Origin of the sequence: Klebsiella sp. 141240, assembly GCF_050600805.1 — a bacterium.
Taxonomy (GTDB): domain Bacteria; phylum Pseudomonadota; class Gammaproteobacteria; order Enterobacterales; family Enterobacteriaceae; genus Klebsiella; species Klebsiella aerogenes.
In genome coordinates this window covers 158,618-181,844 of the sequence record NZ_JAQIRK010000002.1, presented here as the reverse complement: position 1 = coordinate 181,844, position 23,227 = coordinate 158,618, and the positions used below count along the sequence as shown (strand labels likewise).

Below are 23,227 nucleotides of genomic sequence, written 5' to 3'. Positions count from 1 at the left end.
GGATGAGAAAGGGCTTAATTAGCCGAGGATTTTTTCCAGATCGGCGCGCACGTCTGCCACCGCTTTAGTGCCGTCGACTTTCGCGTACTGGGTGTTACCCGCCTGCGCTTCTTTCTGATAGTAGCCGATCAGCGGCGCAGTCATCTGATGGTATTCCACCAGACGCTTACGTACGGTCTCTTCCTGATCGTCTTTACGGGTGGTCAGCTCTTCGCCGGTCACGTCGTCTTTACCTTCAACCTTAGGCGGGTTGAATTTAATGTGGTATACGCGGCCGGAAGCGGCGTGTACGCGGCGGCCAACGATGCGGTCGACGATCAGTTCGTCCGGTACGGCGAACTCCAGCACGTAGTCAACGGCGATGCCGGCTTCTTTCATGGCGTCAGCCTGCGGAATGGTACGCGGGAAACCGTCCAGCAGGAAACCGTTGCGGCAATCTTCCTGGGCGATACGCTCTTTCACCAGCGCGATGACCAGCTCATCGGTAACCAGTTTGCCGGCGTCCATGATGTCTTTTGCTTGTTTACCGAGCTCGGAGCCGGATTTTACCGCGGCGCGCAGCATGTCGCCGGTGGAGATTTGCGGAATACCGTACTTCTCCATGATGAACTGAGCCTGAGTTCCTTTACCCGCGCCCGGAGCGCCAAGCAGAATAATACGCATTACGAAAATCCCCTCAAATGTCGTTTCAATTTTTCAAAAAACGCTAAACCATACCACCAGAACGGCCATGGCTCAAGGAAGGCGGTGCGGCTGAAACGGTTAATGGTGAGATATTTTACGGTTGAGGAAGATTAAGGCCCTCACCCCGGCCCTCTCCCGCAGGGAGAGGGAGAAAAGCCCCTCTGCGGCGAGCAGTCCCCTCTCCCTTTAGGGAGAGGGTTAGGGTGAGGGTAAAGCTTAGGATGCCAACAGTTGGTTCATACGACGGATGAACTGGTTAGGATCCTCCAGCGTGCCGCGTTCCGCCAGCAGCGCCTGATCCAGCAGCAGCTCAACCCACTCGCCAAACTGCGCGTCGTCCTGGGTATCGGCGGCGCGTTTCACCAGCGGATGCGCCGGGTTCAGCTCGAAGATGTACTTCACTTCCGGCGCCGCCTGACCGGCAGCGGCGAACAGCTTCGCCATCTGGGTGCTCATTTCGTCGGCATCGGTGGTGACAATCGCCGGAGTGTCGGTCAGACGATGCGTCAGACGCACCTCTTTCACGCGCTCGCCAAGCAGGCCTTTCACGCGCTCAACGAACGGCTCCAGCGCTTTTTCAGCTTCTTTGGCGGATTCGTCAACTTCGTCCGCCAGTTTCTCCAGCGACTCGTCGGCTTTGGCGACCGACTGGAACGCCTTGCCGTCGAACTCGGTCAGGTAGCTCATCATCCACTCGTCAATGCGATCGGACAGCAGCAGAACTTCGATACCTTTCTTACGCAGCAGCTCGAGATGCGGGCTGCTCTTCGCCGCCGCATAGCTGTCGGCGGTGATGTAGTAGATCTTCTCCTGTCCTTCTTTCATGCGCGAAACGTACTCTTCCAGCGACACGGTCTGCGCGGAAGAATCAGTATGCGTCGTGGCGAAGCGCAGCAGTTTAGCAATGGCTTGCTGGTTGGAGGCATCTTCCGCCGGGCCTTCTTTCAGCACCAGGCCAAACTGTTTCCAGAAGGTCTGATATTTTTCGGCGTCGTCTTTCGCCAGCTTTTCAAGCATTTGCAGCACGCGTTTGGTCAGCGCGGTACGCAGGTTGCGGGTAACGTTGCTATCCTGCAGGATTTCACGCGACACGTTCAGCGGCAGATCGTTCGAGTCTATCAGGCCGCGAACGAAACGCAGGTAGTTCGGCATAAACTGCTCGGCGTCGTCCATGATGAAGACGCGCTGTACGTACAGCTTCAGGCCGTGCTTATGATCGCGGTTCCACATATCCCACGGCGCCTGCGACGGAATATACAGCAGGCTGGTGTACTCCTGCTTACCTTCGACGCGGTTGTGGCTCCAGGTCAGCGGATCGCTGAAATCATGGGCAATATGCTTATAGAACTCTTTGTATTCGTCGTCGCTGACTTCAGATTTGCTGCGGGTCCACAGCGCCTGCGCCTTGTTGATTTTTTCCCACGAAATAACGGTTTCGCCGTCCACTTCTTCGCGTTTTTCAATCTCAACCGGCAGCGCGATATGGTCAGAGTATTTGCTGATGATAGAACGCACGCGCCAGTCGTTAAGGAAGTCATCTTCGCCTTCACGCAGATGCAGCGTGATTTCGGTCCCACGATCGGCTTTGGTGATATCGGCGACGGTATATTCGCCTTCACCAGCCGATTCCCAGAACACGCCGTTTTCCGGTTTGTCGCCCGCGGCGCGGGTGCGCACGGTGACTTTGTCGGCAACGATAAAGGCCGAATAGAAGCCGACGCCGAACTGGCCAATCAACTGGCTGTCTTTCGCCTGATCGGAGCCCATTGATTCGAGGAACGCCTTGGTGCCGGATTTGGCGATGGTTCCGAGATGGTCAATGACCTCGTCGCGGTTCATGCCGATGCCGTTATCGGCGATGGTCAGCGTACGGTTGTCTTTATCAAACGATACGCGTACGCGCAGCTCGCCGTCGCCTTCATACAGATCCGGCTGGGAGAGCGCGCGGAAACGCAGCTTATCCGCCGCATCCGAGGCGTTGGAGATGAGCTCGCGCAGGAAGATTTCTTTGTTGGAATAAAGAGAATGGATCATCAGGTGCAGAAGCTGTTTCACTTCTGACTGGAAACCACGGGTTTCTTGTCCTTTCATGTAAGTCGACCTCAACAATGCCATTTATTATTAATGGAAATAACGTGTTGGGGAGGAGATGGGGATAGGTGCGAGATTTTTCAAGCGGAGGCGGCGAACGCAGCCTCCATTTGTTCAGAAAATAATCTTGTGACGCCCGGCCAGTGAGTGCGACAGCGTGGTGCCGTCGACCATTTCCAGCTCGCCGCCAACCGGTACGCCGTGGGCGATGCGGCTGGCGTCAACGCCATACTGCGCGCAGAGCTCAGCGATGTAGTTGGCCGTCGCCTCGCCTTCAACCGTTGGGTTGGTGGCGAGGATCAGCTCGCTGATTGACTCGGCTTCAAGACGTTGTTCAAGACGATCGAGCCCGATGTCATCCGGCCCGATGCCGTCAAGCGGCGACAGGTGGCCCATCAGCACGAAGTAGCGGCCGGAATACTGCCCGGTCTGCTCAATGGCGTAGATGTCCGCTGGACTCTCCACCACGCAGATCTGACCGTTTTCCTTGCGACGCGGATTGCTGCAAATATTGCACACCTCCTGCTCGGTGAAGGTGCGGCAATCGGCGCAGTGGCCGATTTCCGACATTGCGCGCGTCAGCGCCTGCGCCAGACGCATACCGCCGCTGCGATCGCGCTGCAGTAGCGTAAACGCCATGCGCTGCGCCGACTTGGGGCCAACGCCCGGCAGACAGCGAAGCGCTTCCATAAGCTGAGTTAACAGCGGGCTGGTTTGCATCAGAACGGCATCTTGAAGCCTGGCGGCAGTTGCATGCCGGCAGAAACGGAGGCCATTTTCTCTTTCTGGGTCTCTTCAATGCGGCGCGCAGCGTCGTTGAACGCGGCAGCCACCAGATCTTCCAGCATCTCTTTGTCGTCTTCCAGCAGGCTTGGGTCGATTTCCACGCGACGGCAGTTATGCGCGCCGTTGATGGTCACTTTTACCAGACCCGCGCCGGACTCACCGGTCACTTCCAGCTGCGCGATCTCTTCCTGCATTTTCTGCATTTTGTCTTGCATCTGCTGGGCCTGTTTCATCAGGTTACCCAGGCCGCCTTTTCCACCAAACATAGGCTTCTCTCTCAGTAAGTCATCGTTAAGGGTACTGAACGCCAGTCAGACTGGCGATCAAATGGGGCGGATACTCTCTTCATCCAGATCGGCGTCGAAGAATCTTCGCAGGGTCTGAACGTTGTTATCCGCAATAATTGCCTCGCGCGCCTGCGCGAGCTTCTCTTCATAAATTGCCTGTCGCCACTCCAGCGGCGTGCGCATCGCCGAATTATCGTCTTCAACGATGGTCAATTCAACCGGCGCGCCGTACAACACGCCCAGCGCTTCGGCCAGTTTTTGCTGCGCGCCGGCGGAGTTGAGATGGCGCTGACTCGGGCGCAGATGCAGGCAAATGCGGTTGCCGTCCTGCTCTTTCCACGCGTTCAGCGCGACCTGCTCAACCAGTTTCGGTACCGCCAATTGGCTCACTTCCGCCGCCCAGCTATCGCGCTCGACCGCTTCCACGGCCAGTTTCGCCGCCAGTTCCGGCGTTTTTTCATGCTCCAGCGCTTTTTTCAACGCTTTTGGCGTGGCGACTTCGACTTTGGTCTCTTCAATCGGAGCCGTCGATTTCCAGCGATAGGCTTCTTTTTTCGCCGGGGCCTGCTCAAGCGCGGCCGCAGCCGGACGAGCCTGTACGCGCTCGGTAATCGAACTCAGTCGTTCCAGCGCAGCGTTATTCACCGGCCGCGCGCGGGATGCGGCTGCCGGTTCACTCTTTTTTGGGGTGGTTGCTCCCGGGGTTCGCTGCAGCCGACTACGCGCCGCCAGCACCTGGCTGGTGCTTTGCGGTAGATTCTGCGGCGGCGCTGATGGCGACGATACGGGCGGTGCCGCTTGTTGTACCGGCGCAGAGGTTGGAACCTGAACGGGCTTCACTTCCGGCTCCGGCAGCGGCTGACGCGGATGGAAAGCCAGCGCGCGCAGCAGCGTCATTTCAACTCCCATACGCCGGTCCGGCGCATAAGGCAGCTCTTTGCGGCCAATCAGCAGCGTCTGATAGTAAAGCTGCACATCAGCCGGCGGTACGGTACGAGCCAGCTCGCGCATTCGTAGCTCGACGGCGGCCATATCCGCCCCCAGCGCCGATGGCGAGAGCTGGACCATCGCGATACGGTGCAGCAGGCTTTGCATTTCCACCAGCAGCGCTTCCCACTCAACGCCGCGCGCGGCGGCGTCGCTGACGCCCGCCATCACGCGCTCGCCGTCGGCGGCCACCAGCGCTTCTATCAAGGATAGCGCCTGATCGTCGTCGAGGGTGCCGAGCATTTCGCTGACGGACTGCGCGCTTAAGCGGCCATCGCCGCTGGCGATCGCCTGATCGGTCAGGCTCAACGCATCGCGCAGGCTGCCATCCGCGGCGCGCGACAGCAGCTGCAGCGCGCGCGGCTCAAACGCGATCTGCTCTTCGCCAAGAATGTGTTCAAGCTGATGGCGGATCTGTTCGACATCCAGCGCCTTGAGGTGGAACTGCAGGCAGCGGGATAAAATCGTCACCGGCAGTTTTTGCGGATCGGTAGTCGCCAGCAGGAATTTGACGTGCGCGGGCGGCTCCTCCAGCGTTTTCAATAACGCGTTGAAGCTGTGACGCGACAGCATGTGCACTTCATCGATCAGGTAGACCTTGAAGCGACCGCGGGCCGGCGCGTACTGGACGTTGTCAAGCAGATCGCGGGTATCTTCCACTTTGGTGCGCGAGGCGGCATCGATCTCGATCAGATCGACAAAGCGGCCTTGTTCTATTTCGCGACAGTTATCGCAGACGCCGCACGGCGTCGCGGTAATACCGCTTTCGCAGTTTAACCCCTTCGCCAACAGCCGGGCGATGGAGGTTTTCCCTACTCCGCGGGTACCGGAAAAGAGATATGCGTGATGGATGCGCCCTAACGATAAGCCGTTCGCCAGTGCGGTCAGCACATGTTCCTGGCCGACGACGTCAGCAAAGGTTTGTGGGCGCCATTTACGGGCTAAGACCTGATAACTCATGGGCTGGCTCTGAAACGCTGGAAGGTGAATTCACGAGGGGGTAATGCTATCACAGCCCCGCCGGATCGGCGAGGCTATGTGTCGGGATTTGCTTAGTGGCCCGGGAAAGGCACCAGGCTAAAGCAATTGATGCCCAGTTTTTCCAGGCGCTGTTCGCCGCCCAGATCGAAAAGATTGATAATAAAAGCGGCATCGTGAACTTCGCCGCCCAGGCGACGAATCAGCTTCACGGTGGCGTCAATGGTGCCGCCGGTCGCCAGCAGGTCATCAACGACCAGCACTTTATCGCCTTTTTTGATGGCATCAACGTGGATTTCCAGCTGATCGGTGCCATATTCAAGCTCATAGCTTTCGGCGATGGTTTCGCGCGGCAACTTGCGCGGCTTACGAACCGGAACAAAGCCAACGCCCAGCGCCAACGCAACCGGGGCGCCGAACAGAAAACCACGCGCTTCGGTCCCCACCACTTTGGTGATGCCGGCGTCTTTATAACGCTCGGTTAGCAGTTCAATGCTAAGCGCATAGGCTTTAGGGTCTTCCAGCAAGCTGGTGACATCGCGGAAAAGGATGCCCGGTTTCGGATAATCCTGGACGCTTTGGATGCTGTTTTTCAGATATTCAAGCTGCTGTGCAGTTGCGGTCATAAGTGTATGCCTGATTGAAACGGTGTTACCCACGGGCGTGCAAAATGGGCCAAAGAAACATTTGTTTAACCTTTGACCAGGCTTACCCGCGCTCGAAAACGCCAGAATTTACTGGCTGTCGCCAACAATTGCAACAGGCATTATTGCGCATCAGTGCTTTTGTTGCTTTGCGTCAACCACCGGAATGCGCCACATAAATATCAGCAGGCAGGCGAGGATTGCCAGCAACAGGATGCGCACCCACATAAGCTTAACCAGCCACAGAGAAATGGCAAAGGTCAGTAAAATCATGATAATGGCTCGCGGCTTGGCCCCCGGCGGCATCGCCCGGTATTGCTGCCAGTGGCGAAGATAGCCGCCAAACCACGAGCGATACAAAAGCCAGTGGTGAAAGCGCGGCGACGAGCGGGCAAAACACCACGCGGCGAGCAGGATAAATGGCGTTGTCGGTAACAGCGGTAAGAAGACGCCCAGCGTCCCCAGCACTACCGCCAGCCAGCCAATGATGATTAAAATAATACGTGGCATAATGCGAATCGTTATCAAGCAGATGTCGCTACTGTAGCACAGTTGCTGAGTAGGGAATGGAGGAGTTATTTGAAAACAACCCGGCTTTTACAAACGCTGAAAAATCAGCTGGCCGAGCTGGCGCTTCAGGTGGCGCCGCTGTCCAGCCACGCTACGCTGAGCCCGCGTTTCGACCGCCAGCTGTTCCGTACCCGCGACACGCAGATGCAGGCATATCTCGACGAAGCGCGGCACAATCTCGCCGAACTCCAGCATGCCGTTGAGCATCAGCATCTGCCCCAGGTCGCCTGGCTCGCCGAGCGGCTGGTGGCGCAAATTGCCGCCATTAGCCGTGAGACGGCGACCTGGTCGTTACGCCAATGGGACAGCGCCTCGCCGACGCTAAACCGCTGGCAACGCCGCCGCCTGCAGCACCAGGAGTATGAGCGCCGCCTGTTGGCGATGCGCAACGATCGTCAACGTCAGCTGGCGTCGGCAACAACCCTTGCTGAACAGCAACGGCTAACGAAAGAGGTCGAGGCCTATGCCGGGCGCCTGGCCCGCTGTCGCGATGCGCTGGAAAAAATTGAAAACGTACTGGCGCGTTTAACGCGCTAACAGGAGAGGATTATGTCGCTGGAAAATGCACCGGACGAGGTCAAACTGGCCGTCGATTTAATCATGTTGCTGGAGGAAAACCGGGTCAGCGCAAAAACGGTGCTGGGAGCGTTGGATATTATTAAGCGCGACTATGAAAACAAACTGGAAAATGCCCAACCTGACGCGCCTTTGTCAGAAGAATAAAACGAATCGGGGCGGCATATGCCACCCCGATTAGCGATTATGCGACGCCTGGCGCCGTATCATCCCCTTTATTATCGCGCTTCACTTCCGTCACTTCATCTCCCTTCTCGTTACGCAGATGAACTTCCAGCTGGTTGAAGGCAATATCGATATTGTTTTCACGGCACAGGCGATCGATCGAGCGGTTAAGTTCGTCCACCGCGTAGCTGCGATCGCGCAGTTCACGCACGTAGAGGCGCAGTTCATGATCCAGCGTGCTGGCGCCGAAGGTGGTAAAGAAGACCGACGGCGCCGGTTCCTGCATCACTTTCGGATGTTCATGCGCCGCCTGCAGCAGCACTTCTTTAACTTTATCGAGATCGGATCCATAAGCCACGCCCAGGCGGATCACCACGCGGGTGATGGTATCGGAGAGCGACCAGTTGATCAGCCGTTCCGTCACGAAGGCCTTGTTCGGAATAATCACCTCTTTGCGATCGAAATCGGTGATGGTCGTCGCGCGGATACGGATCTTACTGACGGTGCCTGAGAAGGTACCGATAGTGACCGTATCGCCGATACGCACCGGGCGTTCGAAGAGAATGATCAGGCCGGAGACGAAGTTACCGAAGATCTCCTGTAAGCCAAAACCTAAACCAACCGACAGCGCCGCGGCCAGCCACTGCAATTTATCCCACGACACGCCTAACGAGCCGAATACCGTCATCGCGCCGATGGCGATAATCGCGTAGTTGAGGATCGTCGTTATCGCATAGGAAGCGCCCTGGCGCATATTAAGACGCGACAGCACCAGCACTTCCAGCAGGCCCGGTAAGTTACGGATCAGCGCCCAGGCGACCATCGAGGCAACAATCGCAAACAGCAGGCTGCCCATGGTCACGCTTTTCACCACGCTGGCCCCGGCTTCAGTGCCGTTGTAGTGCCAGAGCGTAATGCTGTCGAGATAGGCGAACACGGTTATCAGATCGGACCAAATCGCCCAGAACAGCACCGCGAACAGCGCCACCATCACCAGCATGGTGATACGCAGCGTTTGCTGGTTAACCTGTTCGAGCGCGATCGTTGGCTCTTCCTGCGGTTCAGCGCCTTCCGCCCCTTCTTTCACCAGATGCTGGCGACGCGCCAGCGCCCGGCGCCAGGCAATACGTCGCGCCGCTACGCTCAGGCCGCGCAGCACGGTCTGGTACAGCAGGTTCCACATCATTACCAGATAGACGGTCTCAATCCAGCGGCCAGCCAGACGCAGCGTGGTATAGAAGTAACCGGTCGCCGTGAGGACCATCAGCGCGACGGGTACAATCGACAGCACGGTCACCGTCAGCAGGCGTAGGCTGTGCGACTCTTTGTCACGCCAGCTTTCGCGGCACATCGGCCACACCAGCACCGCAATCAGCAGCAGGTTGACGAAGATAACAAACTGCCCCAGTACATCGTCCATCAAATTAAGCGGAGAGAGCTCAGAAACAACCGACCAGAAATTCAGCGGCAGCAGCGCCAGGCTGACGCGGACGATCTGCCGTCGCCAGTGGCTGGTTAGCTGCGCGGGCATATTGAAATGCTTCACCGCCACGCCGTCTTTTTCCAGTACCTTCCAGCACAGGCCGAACACCAGCCAGAACATCGCCAGCTTCTTACTGTAAGCCCACAGCAGGTTGCTGACATTCAGCTGCATGGTCAGCAGGATAAGCCCGACGGCGAGGATGAGCAGCACCACCGGCAGCGCTCTGATCAAATCAATCAGGATCGCTTTTGGCGTGTTGAGCTGGGTATCGTTGCGTAACTGACCTACCTGAGAGGCCAGCTTCGCCTGGTAATCACGCAGCCACTGCAGGCGCCAGCGGATGAGACCGGCAATCAGCAGCAGCGGCAGCCCGGCAAGGAACGCGATAAACACCGCCGGCCAGGCTTTTTCCCAGTTGACGGTGATTTTCATCGATTTGAACTGGCCTTTCAGCGCTTCCGGGAAGGATTTAATCCACTCCCAATCCATCGGCTTATTGCTGTTCACCCAGAAAATCTGCTGGGTCAGAATTGATTTCAGATTGCTGGAGACGCTCATCAACTGCTGCTGGTTAATCTGCAGGTTGATGGCCATCATCAGCTGGTTCCCCAGCTGTTTGTTAAACTGGTCGAGCAATTCACGGCGCATGTCCACAACCTCCAACAGGGCGGCGTGAACCTCCGGCGTGACTTCGCTGCTATGGCCCTCTTCCAGTTTTGCCACGAAGGCATCGCTCTGGAATAACGCATCGCGCTGCTGGTTAACTTCAAACTGCTCCAGGCGTAGGTCGGCGATGCGGTTGGTCATATCCTGCAGCTCATCCGCTGATGGCAACGTTTGCTGCTGCTGATAAAGGATACGCGACAGCAGCAGGCTGCCTTTCAATACGGAAATCTGCTCTTTGATATCGCGTTCGGACTGCAGCGCGCGGTCGAGCCAGTTTTTGACTCTGATATTACGCTGCACCAGCTGGTTGCCGTTTTCGGTCGCCTGAATCAGCTTTTCGCTGAGCTGGTGGTTGACATCAAGCTCCTGCTTAACCAGCGGATTATTTTGGATCCGCGTAGTCTCCTCCGGCGAGACCGCTTCCTGAGCGGTTTTCTCGGTGAGCGTCAGCCGCTTGCTGTTCACCGCTTCCTGTAAGAGCTGTAGCTGATGTTCCAGCCGGTTGCTGTGGGCGGTGACGTAGTCGCGCTGTTTCTGCAGCGTATCCTGCAGAACGGTATTGCCTTCCAGGCTCTTACGCTGCTGTTCGATCTCCGCATTCAGCAACGCCTGCTGCGCCAGCAGCAACCCCTGCTGCGTCGGGCGCAACGTCTCTTCGCCCGGCGCAGTGCCGTTGAGGCGGTTACGAATTTGCTGTAATTGCTGAGAGGCAGAATACATCGCGTTCTGCACGCGCTCCGGCTGAGTCTGCAGCGAAACTAATTGGCTGTTGTAGGTCGCCAGATCGTTCTGCGCGCTTTGCAGATCGTCGAGCGCCTGGGACACGCGCGACTCAAGCTGTCGCAGCGACAACGTGCTCAGAGTTTTACGGGTGACTTCATCATCAGGAACGTCGCTCAGCGCATTCAGACTGTCTACCGCCTGACGCATTTTCGCCGGCGCCTGTTCAACCTGCTGACGCAGTTGAACGGTTTCAGACTTTATACGTTCAATCTTATCGAGCGTTTCTAAAGTCTGAGTCAGGTCCTGCTGAACTAATTTTTCCTGCGGCGTGAGTTCTTTTTGCTTATTTAGCGTAGTGAGCTGGCTTTGAATGTCAGAACGGTCAGGTAAATCTGCAGCCTGAACCTGGCTGAAGCTCAGAGTGCCAACTATAAGGACCAGTGCAAAGACAATGGTGGAAATAGCATGAGGCCAACGATTTGTATGCTGCATAGTATTAACATGAATGGTTGCAAATGCCGGAGAATACCGGGGGTCGTCGCAGCGCGCAGAATAGCACTTCTCCCTGCACACGAATAGCGGCAGAGATAAGTAAAATTTACCTTTATTTACTGCTGGTCGTCAGGCCACAATTGCAGACGGGCTACGCAACGATGGACAGGTTTGGTACATCTCAATGAGCGTGTCTACATAAGCGCGGGCTTCCGCATGGAGATTAAAGGTCTCGGGCGCAAAGAGCCAATTTTCCATTAATCCGGAAAGATAACTGCGCATCAGAATTGCCGCACGGCGAGTGAGTAAATTCGCAGGTAATTGTTGAGCAGTGATACACTCTTTTAATGTTTGCTCAATACGATCGTAGCTTTCAAGCCATAAACTGCGCTGTGCTTGTTGGACAACGGCCATTTCTCCGACAAATTCGCATTTATGGAAGATGATTTCCATCATCAGGCGTCTACGTTCCTCTACTACCGTCGCTTCGAGGATATAGACCAGTATTTCGCGAACAACTGACAGTGGATCGTTAGGGAATTTTGCCCGATACTCAACTTCGAGATCGCTAATGCTGGCGTCAGAGAGACTCCATATTTCATTAAACAGATCGGATTTGTTTTTGAAATGCCAGTAAATCGCGCCCCTGGTCACTCCGGCAGCTTTTGCAATCGCGGCCAACGAGGTAGATGATACGCCTTGCTGCGAAAACAAACGCAGGGCAACGTCAAGAATCAGTTGCCGGGTTTCAAGTGCCTGTTGTTTGGTTTTTCGTGCCATAGGTTGATGACTTTACAGAGGTTGCGTTTACATACATTTGTGAATGTATGTACCATAGCATGACCATAATAGAAAGACTGAAGTGGGTTTGTGGACGTTTGAGCCACTGAAAATTTGAAATTGGACACTCGAGGTTTACATATGAACAAAAACAGAGGGTTAACGCCTCTGGCGGTCGTTCTGATGCTCTCAGGCAGCTTAGCGCTAACAGGATGTGACGATAAACCGGCTCAACAAGGAGCCCAGCAAATGCCGGAAGTCGGTATTGTCACGCTCAAATCCGCACCTCTACAAATCACCACTGAACTTCCTGGTCGTACCAATGCTTATCGTGTCGCAGAAGTCCGTCCTCAGGTAAGTGGCATTATTCTGAAACGTAACTTCACTGAAGGCAGCGATATTCAGGCGGGGGTGTCTCTTTATCAGATCGATCCGGCAACCTATCAGGCAAGCTATGAAAGCGCCAAAGGCGACTTAGCGAAAGCCCAGGCCGCCGCAAACATCGCTCAGTTGACGGTTAAACGCTACCAGAAACTGGTTGGTACCAAATACATCAGCCAACAAGAATATGATTCAGCCGTTGCCGATGCTCAGCAAAGCAACGCCGCCGTCGTTGCCGCCAAGGCTGCTGTTGAAACTGCGCGTATCAATCTGGCTTATACTAAAGTGACTTCGCCAATCAGCGGACGCATCGGTAAATCTACGGTCACCGAAGGCGCGCTGGTGCAAAACGGGCAAACCACCGCGCTGGCTACCGTTCAGCAGTTGGATCCTATCTATGTTGACGTTACCCAATCGAGCAACGATTTCCTGCGTCTGAAACAGGAACTGGCGAACGGTAAACTGAAGCAGGAAAACGGTAAGGCCAAAGTCGAACTGGTCACCAATGACGGCCTGAAGTACCCGCAAGAGGGTACGCTGGAATTCTCCGATGTTACCGTTGACCAGACCACCGGTTCTATCACGCTGCGCGCTATCTTCCCGAACCCGGACCACACTCTGCTGCCAGGGATGTTCGTCCGCGCACGTCTGGAAGAAGGTATTAACCCGGATGCGCTGCTGGTTCCACAACAGGGCGTTACCCGTACCCCGCGCGGCGATGCCAGCGTAATGGTGGTCGGCGAAGGCGACAAAGTTGAAGTTCGCCAGGTCACCGCAACTCAGGCTATCGGCGATAAGTGGTTAGTGACCGAGGGTCTGAAATCAGGCGATCGCGTGATCGTCGCTGGCCTGCAAAAAGTCAAACCAGGCGTACAGGTAAAAGCGCAGGAAGTAGCTTCAGACAACCAACAGCAAACCGCCGGCAACGCGAACGCTCAGTCTGAACAAACCAAGTCTTAACTTAAACAGGAGCCGTTAAGACATGCCTAATTTCTTTATCGATCGCCCCATATTTGCATGGGTGATCGCCATAATCATCATGTTGGCCGGGGGGCTTTCAATTATGAAACTCCCCGTGGCGCAATATCCAACGATTGCGCCGCCAGCAGTGACGATCTCGGCCACCTACCCGGGGGCTGATGCGAAAACGGTGCAGGATACCGTGACACAGGTTATCGAACAGAACATGAACGGTATCGATAACCTGATGTACATGTCCTCAAACAGTGACTCCACCGGTACGGTGCAGATCACCCTTACCTTCCAGTCCGGTACTGACGCAGATATCGCCCAGGTACAGGTGCAGAATAAGCTGCAGCTGGCGATGCCGCTGCTGCCGCAGGAAGTACAACAACAGGGCGTGAGCGTGGAGAAATCCTCCAGTAGCTTCCTGATGGTTGTCGGGGTTATCAACACTAACGGCACCATGACGCAGGAGGATATTTCCGACTACGTGGGCGCCAATATGAAGGATGCCATCAGCCGTACCTCCGGCGTCGGCGACGTTCAGCTGTTCGGTTCCCAGTACGCGATGCGTATCTGGATGGACCCGACGAAGCTAAACAACTTCCAGTTGACTCCGGTAGATGTCATCAACGCCATTAAAGCGCAGAACGCCCAGGTCGCGGCAGGTCAGTTAGGCGGTACGCCGCCGGTGAAAGGCCAGCAGTTGAACGCCTCGATCATCGCCCAGACGCGTCTGACTTCCGCTGATGAATTCAGTAAGATTCTGCTGAAAGTCAATCAGGATGGTTCACAGGTTCGTCTGCGCGACGTGGCGAAAGTTGAGCTCGGCGGCGAAAACTACGACATCATCGCGAAGTTTAACGGCCAACCGGCTTCCGGTCTGGGGATTAAACTGGCCACCGGCGCTAACGCCCTGGATACCGCCAACGCCATCCGTGCCGAGCTGGCGAAGATGGAACCGTACTTCCCGTCAGGCCTGAAAATCGTCTACCCGTACGATACTACCCCGTTCGTGAAAATCTCTATTCATGAAGTGGTAAAAACGCTGGTGGAAGCGATCATCCTGGTGTTCCTGGTCATGTATCTGTTCCTGCAGAACTTCCGCGCCACGCTGATCCCGACCATTGCAGTACCGGTGGTATTGCTTGGGACATTCGCCATCCTGGCGGTGTTTGGCTTCTCGATAAACACCCTGACGATGTTCGGGATGGTGCTGGCCATCGGCTTGCTGGTGGATGACGCCATCGTGGTAGTAGAAAACGTCGAGCGCGTGATGGCGGAGGAAGGATTGCCGCCGAAAGAAGCGACCCGTAAGTCGATGGGTCAGATTCAGGGCGCGCTGGTCGGTATCGCGATGGTGCTGTCTGCGGTATTTATCCCGATGGCCTTCTTTGGCGGTTCAACCGGCGCGATTTATCGCCAGTTCTCGATCACTATCGTTTCCGCGATGGCGCTGTCGGTACTGGTAGCGCTGATTCTGACGCCAGCGCTGTGCGCCACCATGCTGAAACCGATTCAGAAAGGCGGCCATGGCGAGCACAAAGGCTTCTTTGGCTGGTTTAACCGCATGTTCGATAAGAGCACGCACCACTACACCGACAGCGTAGGCAACATTCTGCGTAGTACCGGTCGTTACCTGGTGCTGTATCTGATTATCGTCGTCGGTATGGCCTACCTGTTCGTTCGTCTGCCAAGCTCCTTCTTGCCGGACGAAGACCAGGGCGTGTTCTTGAGTATGGCGCAGCTTCCGGCGGGCGCGAGTCAGGAACGTACGCAGAAAGTCCTCGACGAGATGACTGACTACTACCTGACCAAAGAGAAGAACAACGTTGAATCGGTGTTCGCGGTTAACGGTTTTGGTTTTGCAGGTCGCGGTCAGAACACCGGTATCGCCTTCGTGTCGTTAAAAGACTGGAGCGAACGCCCGGGTTCAGAAAACAAAGTTGAAGCGATTACCGGCCGCGCGATGGCCCGTTTCTCGCAGATTAAAGATGCGATGGTCTTCGCCTTTAACCTGCCGGCGATCGTCGAACTGGGTACCGCTACCGGCTTTGACTTCCAGCTTATCGATCAGGGTGGTTTAGGGCATGAGAAATTAACTCAGGCGCGTAACCAGCTGTTTGGTATGGTCGCGCAGCATCCCGATCTGCTGGTCGGCGTGCGTCCTAACGGCCTGGAAGATACGCCGCAGTTCAAGATCGATATCGATCAGGAAAAAGCGCAGGCGCTGGGTGTTTCAATTAGCGACATTAACACCACCCTCGGCGCAGCGTGGGGCGGCAGCTACGTCAACGACTTCATCGACCGCGGTCGTGTGAAGAAAGTGTACGTCATGTCTGAAGCGAAATACCGTATGCTGCCAGAAGATATCGGCAACTGGTATGTCCGCGGCAGCGATGGCCAAATGGTGCCGTTCTCCGCCTTCTCCACTTCCCACTGGGAATATGGTTCACCGCGTCTGGAGCGTTACAACGGTCTGCCATCGATGGAAATCCTCGGTCAGGCAGCCCCGGGCCGCAGTACGGGTGAAGCGATGGCGATGATGGAACAGCTGGCAAGCAAACTGCCTTCTGGCGTCGGCTACGACTGGACCGGTATGTCCTATCAGGAACGCCTGTCAGGCAACCAGGCCCCGGCGCTGTACGCTATCTCGCTTATCGTCGTCTTCCTGTGTCTGGCGGCGTTGTACGAGAGCTGGTCGATTCCGTTCTCCGTCATGCTGGTGGTACCGTTGGGTGTTGTTGGCGCGCTGTTAGCGGCAACCTTCCGCGGGCTGACTAACGACGTTTACTTCCAGGTCGGCCTGCTGACGACCATCGGCCTGTCGGCGAAGAACGCGATACTTATCGTTGAATTCGCCAAAGACCTGATGGAAAAAGAAGGCAAAGGCCTGATTGAAGCGACGCTGGAAGCGGTACGTATGCGTCTGCGCCCAATCCTGATGACTTCTCTGGCGTTTATCCTCGGGGTAATGCCGCTGGTTATCAGCTCAGGCGCAGGTTCCGGCGCGCAGAACGCCGTCGGTACCGGCGTAATGGGCGGGATGGTGACCGCGACGGTTCTGGCGATCTTCTTCGTGCCGGTATTCTTCGTGGTGGTTCGTCGCCGCTTCAGTAAGAAAACTGAAGATATTGAGCATAACCATCCGGTTGAGCATCATTAATCTTGCTTAAGCTAAGGGCCGCGTTTGCGGCCCTTTTTCTTTAGGGGTATTTAAACGCACACATTGTTATTGTTTATTTTACGTTCTGACATATAATATACATTGATGAACGTTGTTCTATCTTTATTAAGATTTCCGTTATCGGCTTCACCATCAGGCTTTATTCAGAATATTCTTAATCACCAACAACTTCCCGACAACCTCTCGCTGCAGGCAGGCGTCAATCAGATAAACTGATGATATATAAGGCTGACGTTCCAGTTTCGCCAAACATAAAAGGAATCCGTATAATAGGATCTGTTTTTTTAAGATAAATTAACCGTATTTATTGTAATTTTTCGTAATAGCACGGTGAAATGTTTTTGAGACTGGATTATAGTTAAATCACAGGATTACAATGTTTGAGCCTGGTCTTCATCCCACAACGGTGTTTGTTAGTCGTCGTTTAAACCACTTACAAGGGGATGTGTTATGGACGAGTACTCGCCAAAAAGACATGATATCGCGCAGCTTAGATTTCTCTGCGAAACCCTGTATCATGACTGCCTTGCAAACCTGGAAGAGAGCAACCGCGGCTGGGTTAACGACCCTACTTCGGCGGTGAATCTTCAATTAAATGAATTGATCGAGCACATAGCAACTTACGCGCTTAATTATAAAATTAAGTATGCTGAGGATAATAAGCTGATTTCTCAGCTTGACGAATACCTGGATGACACTTTTATGCTGTTCAGTAGTTATGGCATAAACACAAGCGATCTCCAAAAATGGCGCAAATCAGGCAATCGCCTATTCCGATGCTTTGTCAACGCCAGCCGGGAGAACCCGGCAAGTCTTTCTTGTTAGAATTATTACATTCAAAAGGTGAAATGATGTCTGGTAAACCATTAACTAAAACAGACTATTTGATGCGTTTACGCCGCTGTCAGACAATTGATACGCTGGAGCGCGTAATTGAAAAGAATAAATATGAACTTTCCGACAATGAATTGGCGGTATTTTACTCAGCAGCCGATCATCGTCTTGCTGAATTGACCATGAATAAGCTATACGACAAAATCCCAACTTCAGTATGGAAATTTATCCGCTAGTTCATTTTCTGTCATTAATACAACAGCACCTCAACAGGGATTGATCAGAATATTAAACGTCTGAGTCCCGTATTGCTGCATATGAAACCGGTTTCGCTTTATACTGTTTCTTCTTTAACCAGGAGAAGACCATGAGCGAAGAGAAAAGGAAAATGATCGCCGGCGAGCCGTATCTGGCTGGAGACGCCACCTTAAAAGCAGACCGCCTGCACGCCAGGCAGGTACTGCACCGTTACAATCACTCTGTGCCGGATGAACGCGAAATACGCGCCACGCTGCTGGCTGAACTTTTTGGCAAGGCGACCGACGCCTATATTGAACCCACTTTCCGCTGCGATTACGGCTATAACATCAGCCTCGGCGCCAATTTTTACGCTAACTTTGACTGCGTGATGCTCGATGTTTGCCCGATCCGGATTGGCGATAACTGTATGCTGGCGCCGGGCGTGCATATCTATACCGCCACCCATCCACTGGATCCGACGGAACGCAATAGCGGTATTGAGTACGGAAAACCGGTGGTTATCGGCCATAACGTGTGGATTGGCGGCCGGGCGGTTATCAATCCCGGCGTAACAATCGGCGACAACGCGGTTATCGCATCCGGCGCCGTGGTGGTGAAAGATGTGCCGGCCAATGCGGTGGTCGGCGGTAATCCTGCAAAAATCATCAAGCAGCTATTAACCGAATAATAGTAACTGTTATGCTTTTCTGTAACTGATCTGTTACTTTAACCCCAGTCTCCGGCAACATAAAATAACTGCCAAACTGAGCCGTAGAGCCTGAAATGCCGGGCTCTACGAAGAATTCGGGGATTAAAATGACAGAAATACAGCGCCTGCTAACCAACACCATTGAGGAACTGAACGAAAAAGAAAAACGCGATAATCGCCCGCGTTTTAGTATCAGTTTTATTCGCAATCACCCGTGGCTATTTGTCGCCATGTACGCCGCCTTTTTGGCCACTCTCGTCGTCATGCTGCGCTCTGAGACGCTGGTTGATTCCGTATGGCTGCTGGTCGTCCTGTTTGTTCTGTTGAACGGCTTTTTCTTCTTTGACGTCTACCCGCGTTACCGTTATGAAGATATCGACGTGCTCGATTTTCGCGTCTGTTATAACGGCGAATGGTATAACACCCGTTTCGTCCCTGAGCAGCTGATTGACGGTATTCTGCAATCGCCGCAGGTCGCTCATGAGCAGAAAGCCCAACTGCAGAAAATGATCGCCACGAAAGGTGAACTCTCGTTCTACGATGTTTTCACCTTGACCCGCGTTGCTGCTTGATTAGCCGGTTCAACGTCCGCAGCGCCGGTACGAAATGCGCCGCTGACGTATTACCATATCCCAACACCAGGCCGCTACGCGCGGTCTGCTGGTTAAGATAAAAGCGGCTTAGCGCCGCTGGCGCCATTTGATAACGTCGCGCCTGCTCGACAATTTGCACATCGTCGATGCCATCAATGGCGACGGTTAAATGCAGCCCGCCCTCTCCGCCCCAAATCTCATTCGCCAGCGCGAATTCGCTTGCGACCGCCTCGCGTAACAGCTGCTGACGCCGACGATACAACCGGCGCATTGAAGCCAGATGGCGCGCATAATGCCCCTCTTCGATGAACAGCGCCAGCGCACGCTGCTCCAGCCGATGGCCGCCGCGCAACAGCGCGCCGATCGCCTCCTGCGCCGCCTCGGCCAGCGCCGGAGGCATTACTGCAAATCCTATCCTAAGTGACGGGAAGAGCGTTTTACTGAAGGTACCAAGGTAAACCACCGGCGCCTGCGCCACCATGCCGAGCATCGCCTGAATGGGTTCGCCGCTGTAGCGAAACTCACTGTCATAGTCATCTTCAATAATCCACGCATCATGCTGGCGGGCATACTCCAGCAACGCCAGACGGCGCCCGGCGCTCATCACCGCCCCGCTCGGATACTGGTGCGAAGGAGAGGTAAAAATAAGCCTCGGCGCCTGCTCTTCCGCGGTATCTGGCCGCATGCCATCGCTATCAACCGCAATTCCCTTTATTTGCAGACCGGCTTTAATAAACACGCTTTTGGCGCCGAAATAACCGGGCTCTTCGACCCAGGCGGTATCCCCCGCCTCGCTCAGCAGATGCGTGCAAAGATTAACCCCCTCCAGCGCGCCTTCAGTGATCACAATTTGCCGCGCTGTGCAGCGAATGCCCCGGGATAAGGTCAGATGACGGGCAATCGCCTCGCGCAGCGCCGGTTCACCGGCCGCCTCCCCATACCCAAGAATCGTGCTGCCGTCCTCGCGCAGCACCCGATCGAGCAAACGGCGCCAGATAGCCAGCGGGAAGTAGTTCACCGCGGGCATGCCGGTAGTCAACAACAGTGCCGGCGAATCCCGTCGCCCCGGCAGCGGTAATGCGCGCAAGCGCTCAGGTAACACAACCTTTGGCGGCGTCGGTTCGCTTTCCACCAGCGTATTGAGCGCCGCGACATACGTCCCCTGACGACTGCGGATCAGATATCCCTCTATCGCCAGCTGTTCCAGCGCGCTGTTTACGGTATTGCGCGATACGCCAGCACGCTGAGCAATAACGCGCGCCCCCGGCAACCGGCTATGACTGAGTAGCTCGCCCTGTAAAATGGCCTCGCGCAGCGCCTGATAGAGCGCGCGCTGTAGCGTCGCGTCTCCCCGCTGCTGTATCCCACGCGTCAGCAGGGTAAAAAAAGCATCGTCCGGAATATTCATCATGGCTCCTCGTGGCACCATGAAAAGATACCCTTATGGCCCTTTTTATGGAACCAGCAGACGTTTAATCTCAGGACTCTTCCCGCAAACAGGACTTGACCGATGACGCAATACAACCAATTTAACCAACTCGTTGGCGACGCTTTACCTGACTGGCAGCCACGCCCATGGCCGCAGCGCCAGACCTTACAAGGACAGTCATGCCGCCTGGAACCGCTTGCCGTCAAACACGCGCAAGCGCTGTTCAACGCCTATCGACAGGCGCCTGATACCCGCGCCTGGACCTGGCTTTTGCGTGAACCGGAAAACAGCGTTGCCGAGTTCAGCGCCTGGATTGCCAGCATCAGCGAGCTAAACGATCCGCTTCACTTCGCGGTGATTGATGAACGCAGTGGGCAACCGGTCGGATCGCTAGCACTGATGCGTATTGACGCCAAAAACGGCGTCGTTGAAGTCGGCCATGTTCACTTTTCGCCGCTGCTAAGCCGCAAAGCAATGGCCACCGAAGCACAGTGGCTGCTGATGCGTTATGTCTTTGAGTCGCTCGGCTACCGCCGCTATGAGTGGAAATGCAATAGCCTGAATGAACCATCGCGGCGCGCGGCGCTGCGCTTAGGCTTTCAGTTCGAGGGGCGCTTTCGACAAGCGCTGGTGATAAAAGGCCACAATCGCGATACCGACTGGTTTTCCATTATTGATAGCGAGTGGCCGCAGGTGGATAGCGCAATGCGTCAGTGGCTGGCCGCCGGTAATTTTGATGCCAACGGCCAGCAATATCGCACGCTGGAGAGCTTTCGCAAGCCTACGAATTAACGCCGTTTTTTACGCCCCTGCACCGCTTTAAAGCGCGGGTTACTTTTGCAGATAACGTACAACCGCCCTTTGCGTTTCACTATCTGGCAATCCGGGTGGCGCTGTTTAGCGCTACGCAATGAGTTCAGTACCTGCATATTTAGCTCCTTTTGGCATCAATAAAACCACCGAAGCGCTGACGGAAACGGGCGGCGCTACCTTCGGTGGCATGCGTTTTCTGCTTACCGGTGTAATACGGATGGGATTTAGACGAAACATCTAAGGTGACATACGGATAGGTCACGCCATCCAGTTCAATCTCACGCTCGGTTTTAATGGTGGATCCCACTTTGAAGTACTCGTTCACGCTCGTATCGTGGAAAACGACGGTACGGTAGTGCGGATGAATATTAGCTTTCATGGCGAACCTCAATCAATATGTTATAACATAACAATTAAGGTACACCGTTCATAGCTAAAGATCAACCATACGAAATTAGCGGCTTCAACGAGCACCACGCGGAGCCTCAATGGACGATGATTTGCGGCCCCCTCCCCTCCAAATCGCGGTATTCGCGATCCGAGTCTTTTTTCCGCTTTCGCGTATACTCTGTGCAATCCCCGTTAAAATAAGGACATACCCATGACGACTCGCCATTTAATGAGTCTGGTTACAGGGGTGCTTATTCTCGCTATCGTACTCCCCATCGCCCTAAGCATCTGGCTGGCAATGCGTCAGGCGCAGGCGCAGTTTTATAGCGAGCTCGACCACTACTCAAAGCGTATTGTGATGCGCGTGGAACAGGTCGCCACTCAGGCCAAAGAAGCGTTACAAGAAGCCGATGCTCACAGCGCCACCGCCTGTTCACCAGAACATTTGCTGAATATGCGCCGCATTGCCTACACCCATCGCTACGTGCAGGAGGTACTATGGTTGCGTAATTCGGTACCGATGTGCTCATCACTTGAAGATCATCGGGTTTCAGTGACATTCCCACAACCCGATCACGTGACCGCCGACGGCTACAGTACCTGGCTTACCTCGATCAATGACCTCGGCCTGCAACATCGCATGACCGCCTTCGGCAACAAAAATCATATTGTGATGATCGACCCGATATCATTTATTGATGTTATTGCCAGCGGCCAGGAAAAGATCCATACGATATTATTCGGCACTGAGCACGATCGGGTGGTGATCAGCAGCCAACCTCTCGATCCCGCGGTTTGGGCGCGAATTAAAAACCTCCATAGCGAGACGCTAACGCTGAATGACACCGTCTATCGCGTGCATATTATCCCGGAACTGGGTCTTGGCGTCGCAAGTTGGTCGTCCACGCAGCCCCTGGATGCGCGCCTTCGCCAGCAGCTGCTGTTATGGCTGCCGATAGGGCTCTTTACCAGCCTGTTGACCTCTTTTTTACTTCTACGCCTGCTGCGCAGATTACGTTCGCCACGTTATGGCATGCTGGATGCGCTGCAATCCGATGCCATCCAGGTTTACTATCAGCCGATAGTCTCGCTGGAAGATGGCAAAATCGCCGGCGCAGAAGCGCTGGCCCGCTGGCAGCAGCCGGATGGCACTTTTTTATCACCCGATATCTTTATCCCACTGGCTGAGCAAACCGGGCTTATCACCCGGTTGACCGAAGATATTGTGCGCAAAATCTTCGCCGACCTCGGCCCCTGGCTGCGCCAACATCCGCAGATGCATGTCTCCATAAATCTGTCGGTTGATGACCTGCGCTCGCCTACGTTACCCACGCTACTCAAGGAGCAGCTGGCGCGCTGGGGAGTCAATCCGGAACAGATTCCTCTTGAGCTTACCGAACGCGGTTTTGTCGATCCGCAAACCACCCTGCCGGTAATTATTGGCTATCGCCAGGCGGGACACAGGATCTCGATCGATGATTTCGGCACCGGCTATTCCAGCCTCAGCTACCTGCAGACGCTGGATGTGGATACGCTGAAGATCGACAAGTCATTTGTCGATACGCTGGAATATAAGCCGCTGACGCCGCATATCATTGAGATGGCGAAGGCGCTGAATCTGGCGATTGTCGCCGAAGGGGTGGAAACGCCCGCTCAGCGCGACTGGCTGCGCGCGCATGGCGTCAATTACGCGCAAGGCTGGCTGTATTGTAAGGCGCTACCGAAAGAGGAATTTGTTCAGTGGGCGGAACATAATATTAAAGCGCATTAATTCAT

Annotated in this window: 22 protein-coding genes and 1 other annotated feature; of the genes, 10 read left to right on the top strand and 12 right to left on the bottom strand. The window is 54.9% G+C overall.

The window, feature by feature from the left end:
* Nucleotides 1–18: 18 nt before the first annotated feature.
* From adk to PGQ95_RS03845, 7 genes are all read right to left on the bottom strand, one after another.
* Nucleotides 19–663, bottom strand: a complete 645-nt coding sequence (gene adk / locus PGQ95_RS03875) for an adenylate kinase (RefSeq protein ID WP_015367904.1) — start codon at nucleotides 661–663, stop codon at nucleotides 19–21.
* Nucleotides 664–900: 237 nt separating this feature from the next.
* Entirely contained in the window at nucleotides 901–2,775 is a 1,875-nt protein-coding gene (htpG, locus tag PGQ95_RS03870; RefSeq protein ID WP_045393519.1) for a molecular chaperone HtpG, read from the bottom strand.
* A gap of 114 nt (nucleotides 2,776–2,889) precedes the next feature.
* Nucleotides 2,890–3,495 carry a recombination mediator RecR gene (recR, locus tag PGQ95_RS03865; RefSeq protein ID WP_113373763.1) on the bottom strand — a complete coding sequence of 202 codons (606 nt, stop codon included), beginning with the start codon at nucleotides 3,493–3,495 and terminating at the stop codon, nucleotides 2,890–2,892.
* Nucleotides 3,495–3,827 carry a YbaB/EbfC family nucleoid-associated protein gene (locus tag PGQ95_RS03860; protein WP_008805448.1) on the bottom strand — a complete coding sequence of 111 codons (333 nt, stop codon included), beginning with the start codon at nucleotides 3,825–3,827 and terminating at the stop codon, nucleotides 3,495–3,497. The genes recR and PGQ95_RS03860 overlap by 1 nt, the downstream gene beginning before the upstream one ends.
* 57 nt (nucleotides 3,828–3,884) lie before the next feature.
* On the bottom strand, nucleotides 3,885–5,795 hold the full coding sequence (dnaX, locus tag PGQ95_RS03855; RefSeq protein ID WP_213317120.1) for a DNA polymerase III subunit gamma/tau: 1,911 nt from the start codon (nucleotides 5,793–5,795) through the stop codon (nucleotides 3,885–3,887).
* Nucleotides 4,488–4,552: a sequence feature (DnaX frameshifting element), on the bottom strand. (Overlaps the previous gene by 65 nt.)
* 92 nt (nucleotides 5,796–5,887) lie before the next feature.
* On the bottom strand, nucleotides 5,888–6,439 hold the full coding sequence (apt, locus tag PGQ95_RS03850; RefSeq protein ID WP_047076200.1) for an adenine phosphoribosyltransferase: 552 nt from the start codon (nucleotides 6,437–6,439) through the stop codon (nucleotides 5,888–5,890).
* A gap of 150 nt (nucleotides 6,440–6,589) precedes the next feature.
* Nucleotides 6,590–6,967: a DUF454 family protein gene (locus PGQ95_RS03845; RefSeq protein WP_015704615.1), complete on the bottom strand. Its 378-nt coding sequence runs from the start codon at nucleotides 6,965–6,967 to the stop codon at nucleotides 6,590–6,592.
* A 69-nt stretch (nucleotides 6,968–7,036) separates the two neighbouring features.
* Between PGQ95_RS03845 and priC the strand changes: the two genes are divergently transcribed.
* Nucleotides 7,037–7,564, top strand: a complete 528-nt coding sequence (priC, locus tag PGQ95_RS03840) for a primosomal replication protein N'' (protein ID WP_087860354.1) — start codon at nucleotides 7,037–7,039, stop codon at nucleotides 7,562–7,564.
* Between the two features lie 12 nt (nucleotides 7,565–7,576).
* Nucleotides 7,577–7,750: a pleiotropic regulatory protein RsmS gene (gene rsmS / locus PGQ95_RS03835; RefSeq protein WP_430916990.1), complete on the top strand. Its 174-nt coding sequence runs from the start codon at nucleotides 7,577–7,579 to the stop codon at nucleotides 7,748–7,750.
* 37 nt (nucleotides 7,751–7,787) lie between these two features.
* On the opposite strand, the gene mscK is transcribed toward rsmS, so the two are convergent.
* Nucleotides 7,788–11,132, bottom strand: a complete 3,345-nt coding sequence (gene mscK / locus PGQ95_RS03830) for a mechanosensitive channel MscK (RefSeq protein WP_087860355.1) — start codon at nucleotides 11,130–11,132, stop codon at nucleotides 7,788–7,790.
* 129 nt (nucleotides 11,133–11,261) lie between these two features.
* Complete coding sequence (gene acrR / locus PGQ95_RS03825; protein ID WP_045393528.1) at nucleotides 11,262–11,912, bottom strand: multidrug efflux transporter transcriptional repressor AcrR; 651 nt, start codon at nucleotides 11,910–11,912, stop codon at nucleotides 11,262–11,264.
* Nucleotides 11,913–12,053: 141 nt separating this feature from the next.
* On the opposite strand from acrR, the gene acrA reads away from it, so the two are divergent.
* From acrA to PGQ95_RS03795, 6 genes are all read left to right on the top strand, one after another.
* Entirely contained in the window at nucleotides 12,054–13,253 is a 1,200-nt protein-coding gene (gene acrA / locus PGQ95_RS03820) for a multidrug efflux RND transporter periplasmic adaptor subunit AcrA (protein WP_087860356.1), read from the top strand.
* Nucleotides 13,254–13,275: 22 nt separating this feature from the next.
* Nucleotides 13,276–16,422: a multidrug efflux RND transporter permease subunit AcrB gene (gene acrB, locus PGQ95_RS03815; RefSeq protein WP_015704610.1), complete on the top strand. Its 3,147-nt coding sequence runs from the start codon at nucleotides 13,276–13,278 to the stop codon at nucleotides 16,420–16,422.
* A 471-nt stretch (nucleotides 16,423–16,893) separates the two neighbouring features.
* Complete coding sequence (gene tomB / locus PGQ95_RS03810; RefSeq protein WP_015367917.1) at nucleotides 16,894–17,268, top strand: Hha toxicity modulator TomB; 375 nt, start codon at nucleotides 16,894–16,896, stop codon at nucleotides 17,266–17,268.
* Nucleotides 17,269–17,294: 26 nt separating this feature from the next.
* A complete protein-coding gene (locus PGQ95_RS03805) occupies nucleotides 17,295–17,513 on the top strand; it encodes an HHA domain-containing protein (protein ID WP_015367918.1) in 219 nt (72 codons plus the stop codon).
* A 131-nt stretch (nucleotides 17,514–17,644) separates the two neighbouring features.
* Nucleotides 17,645–18,205 carry a maltose O-acetyltransferase gene (maa, locus tag PGQ95_RS03800; RefSeq protein ID WP_213317116.1) on the top strand — a complete coding sequence of 187 codons (561 nt, stop codon included), beginning with the start codon at nucleotides 17,645–17,647 and terminating at the stop codon, nucleotides 18,203–18,205.
* A 128-nt stretch (nucleotides 18,206–18,333) separates the two neighbouring features.
* A complete protein-coding gene (locus PGQ95_RS03795; protein WP_087860358.1) occupies nucleotides 18,334–18,798 on the top strand; it encodes a YlaC family protein in 465 nt (154 codons plus the stop codon).
* Here PGQ95_RS03795 and PGQ95_RS03790 read toward each other — a convergent pair.
* Nucleotides 18,773–20,227, bottom strand: a complete 1,455-nt coding sequence (locus PGQ95_RS03790; RefSeq protein ID WP_395226829.1) for a PLP-dependent aminotransferase family protein — start codon at nucleotides 20,225–20,227, stop codon at nucleotides 18,773–18,775. The two genes, PGQ95_RS03795 and PGQ95_RS03790, sit on opposite strands and share 26 nt — an antisense overlap.
* A gap of 102 nt (nucleotides 20,228–20,329) precedes the next feature.
* Between PGQ95_RS03790 and PGQ95_RS03785 the strand changes: the two genes are divergently transcribed.
* Nucleotides 20,330–21,040: a GNAT family N-acetyltransferase gene (locus PGQ95_RS03785; protein ID WP_087860360.1), complete on the top strand. Its 711-nt coding sequence runs from the start codon at nucleotides 20,330–20,332 to the stop codon at nucleotides 21,038–21,040.
* Here the strand turns inward: PGQ95_RS03785 and ykgO are convergent.
* Nucleotides 21,037–21,177, bottom strand: a complete 141-nt coding sequence (ykgO, locus tag PGQ95_RS03780; RefSeq protein ID WP_003859006.1) for a type B 50S ribosomal protein L36 — start codon at nucleotides 21,175–21,177, stop codon at nucleotides 21,037–21,039. The two genes, PGQ95_RS03785 and ykgO, sit on opposite strands and share 4 nt — an antisense overlap.
* A gap of 2 nt (nucleotides 21,178–21,179) precedes the next feature.
* Nucleotides 21,180–21,440, bottom strand: coding sequence for a type B 50S ribosomal protein L31 (locus tag PGQ95_RS03775; RefSeq protein ID WP_015367923.1), 261 nt, complete (start codon nucleotides 21,438–21,440; stop codon nucleotides 21,180–21,182).
* 222 nt (nucleotides 21,441–21,662) lie between these two features.
* Between PGQ95_RS03775 and PGQ95_RS03770 the strand changes: the two genes are divergently transcribed.
* Entirely contained in the window at nucleotides 21,663–23,222 is a 1,560-nt protein-coding gene (locus PGQ95_RS03770; protein WP_348854129.1) for an EAL domain-containing protein, read from the top strand.
* Nucleotides 23,223–23,227: the final 5 nt, after the last annotated feature.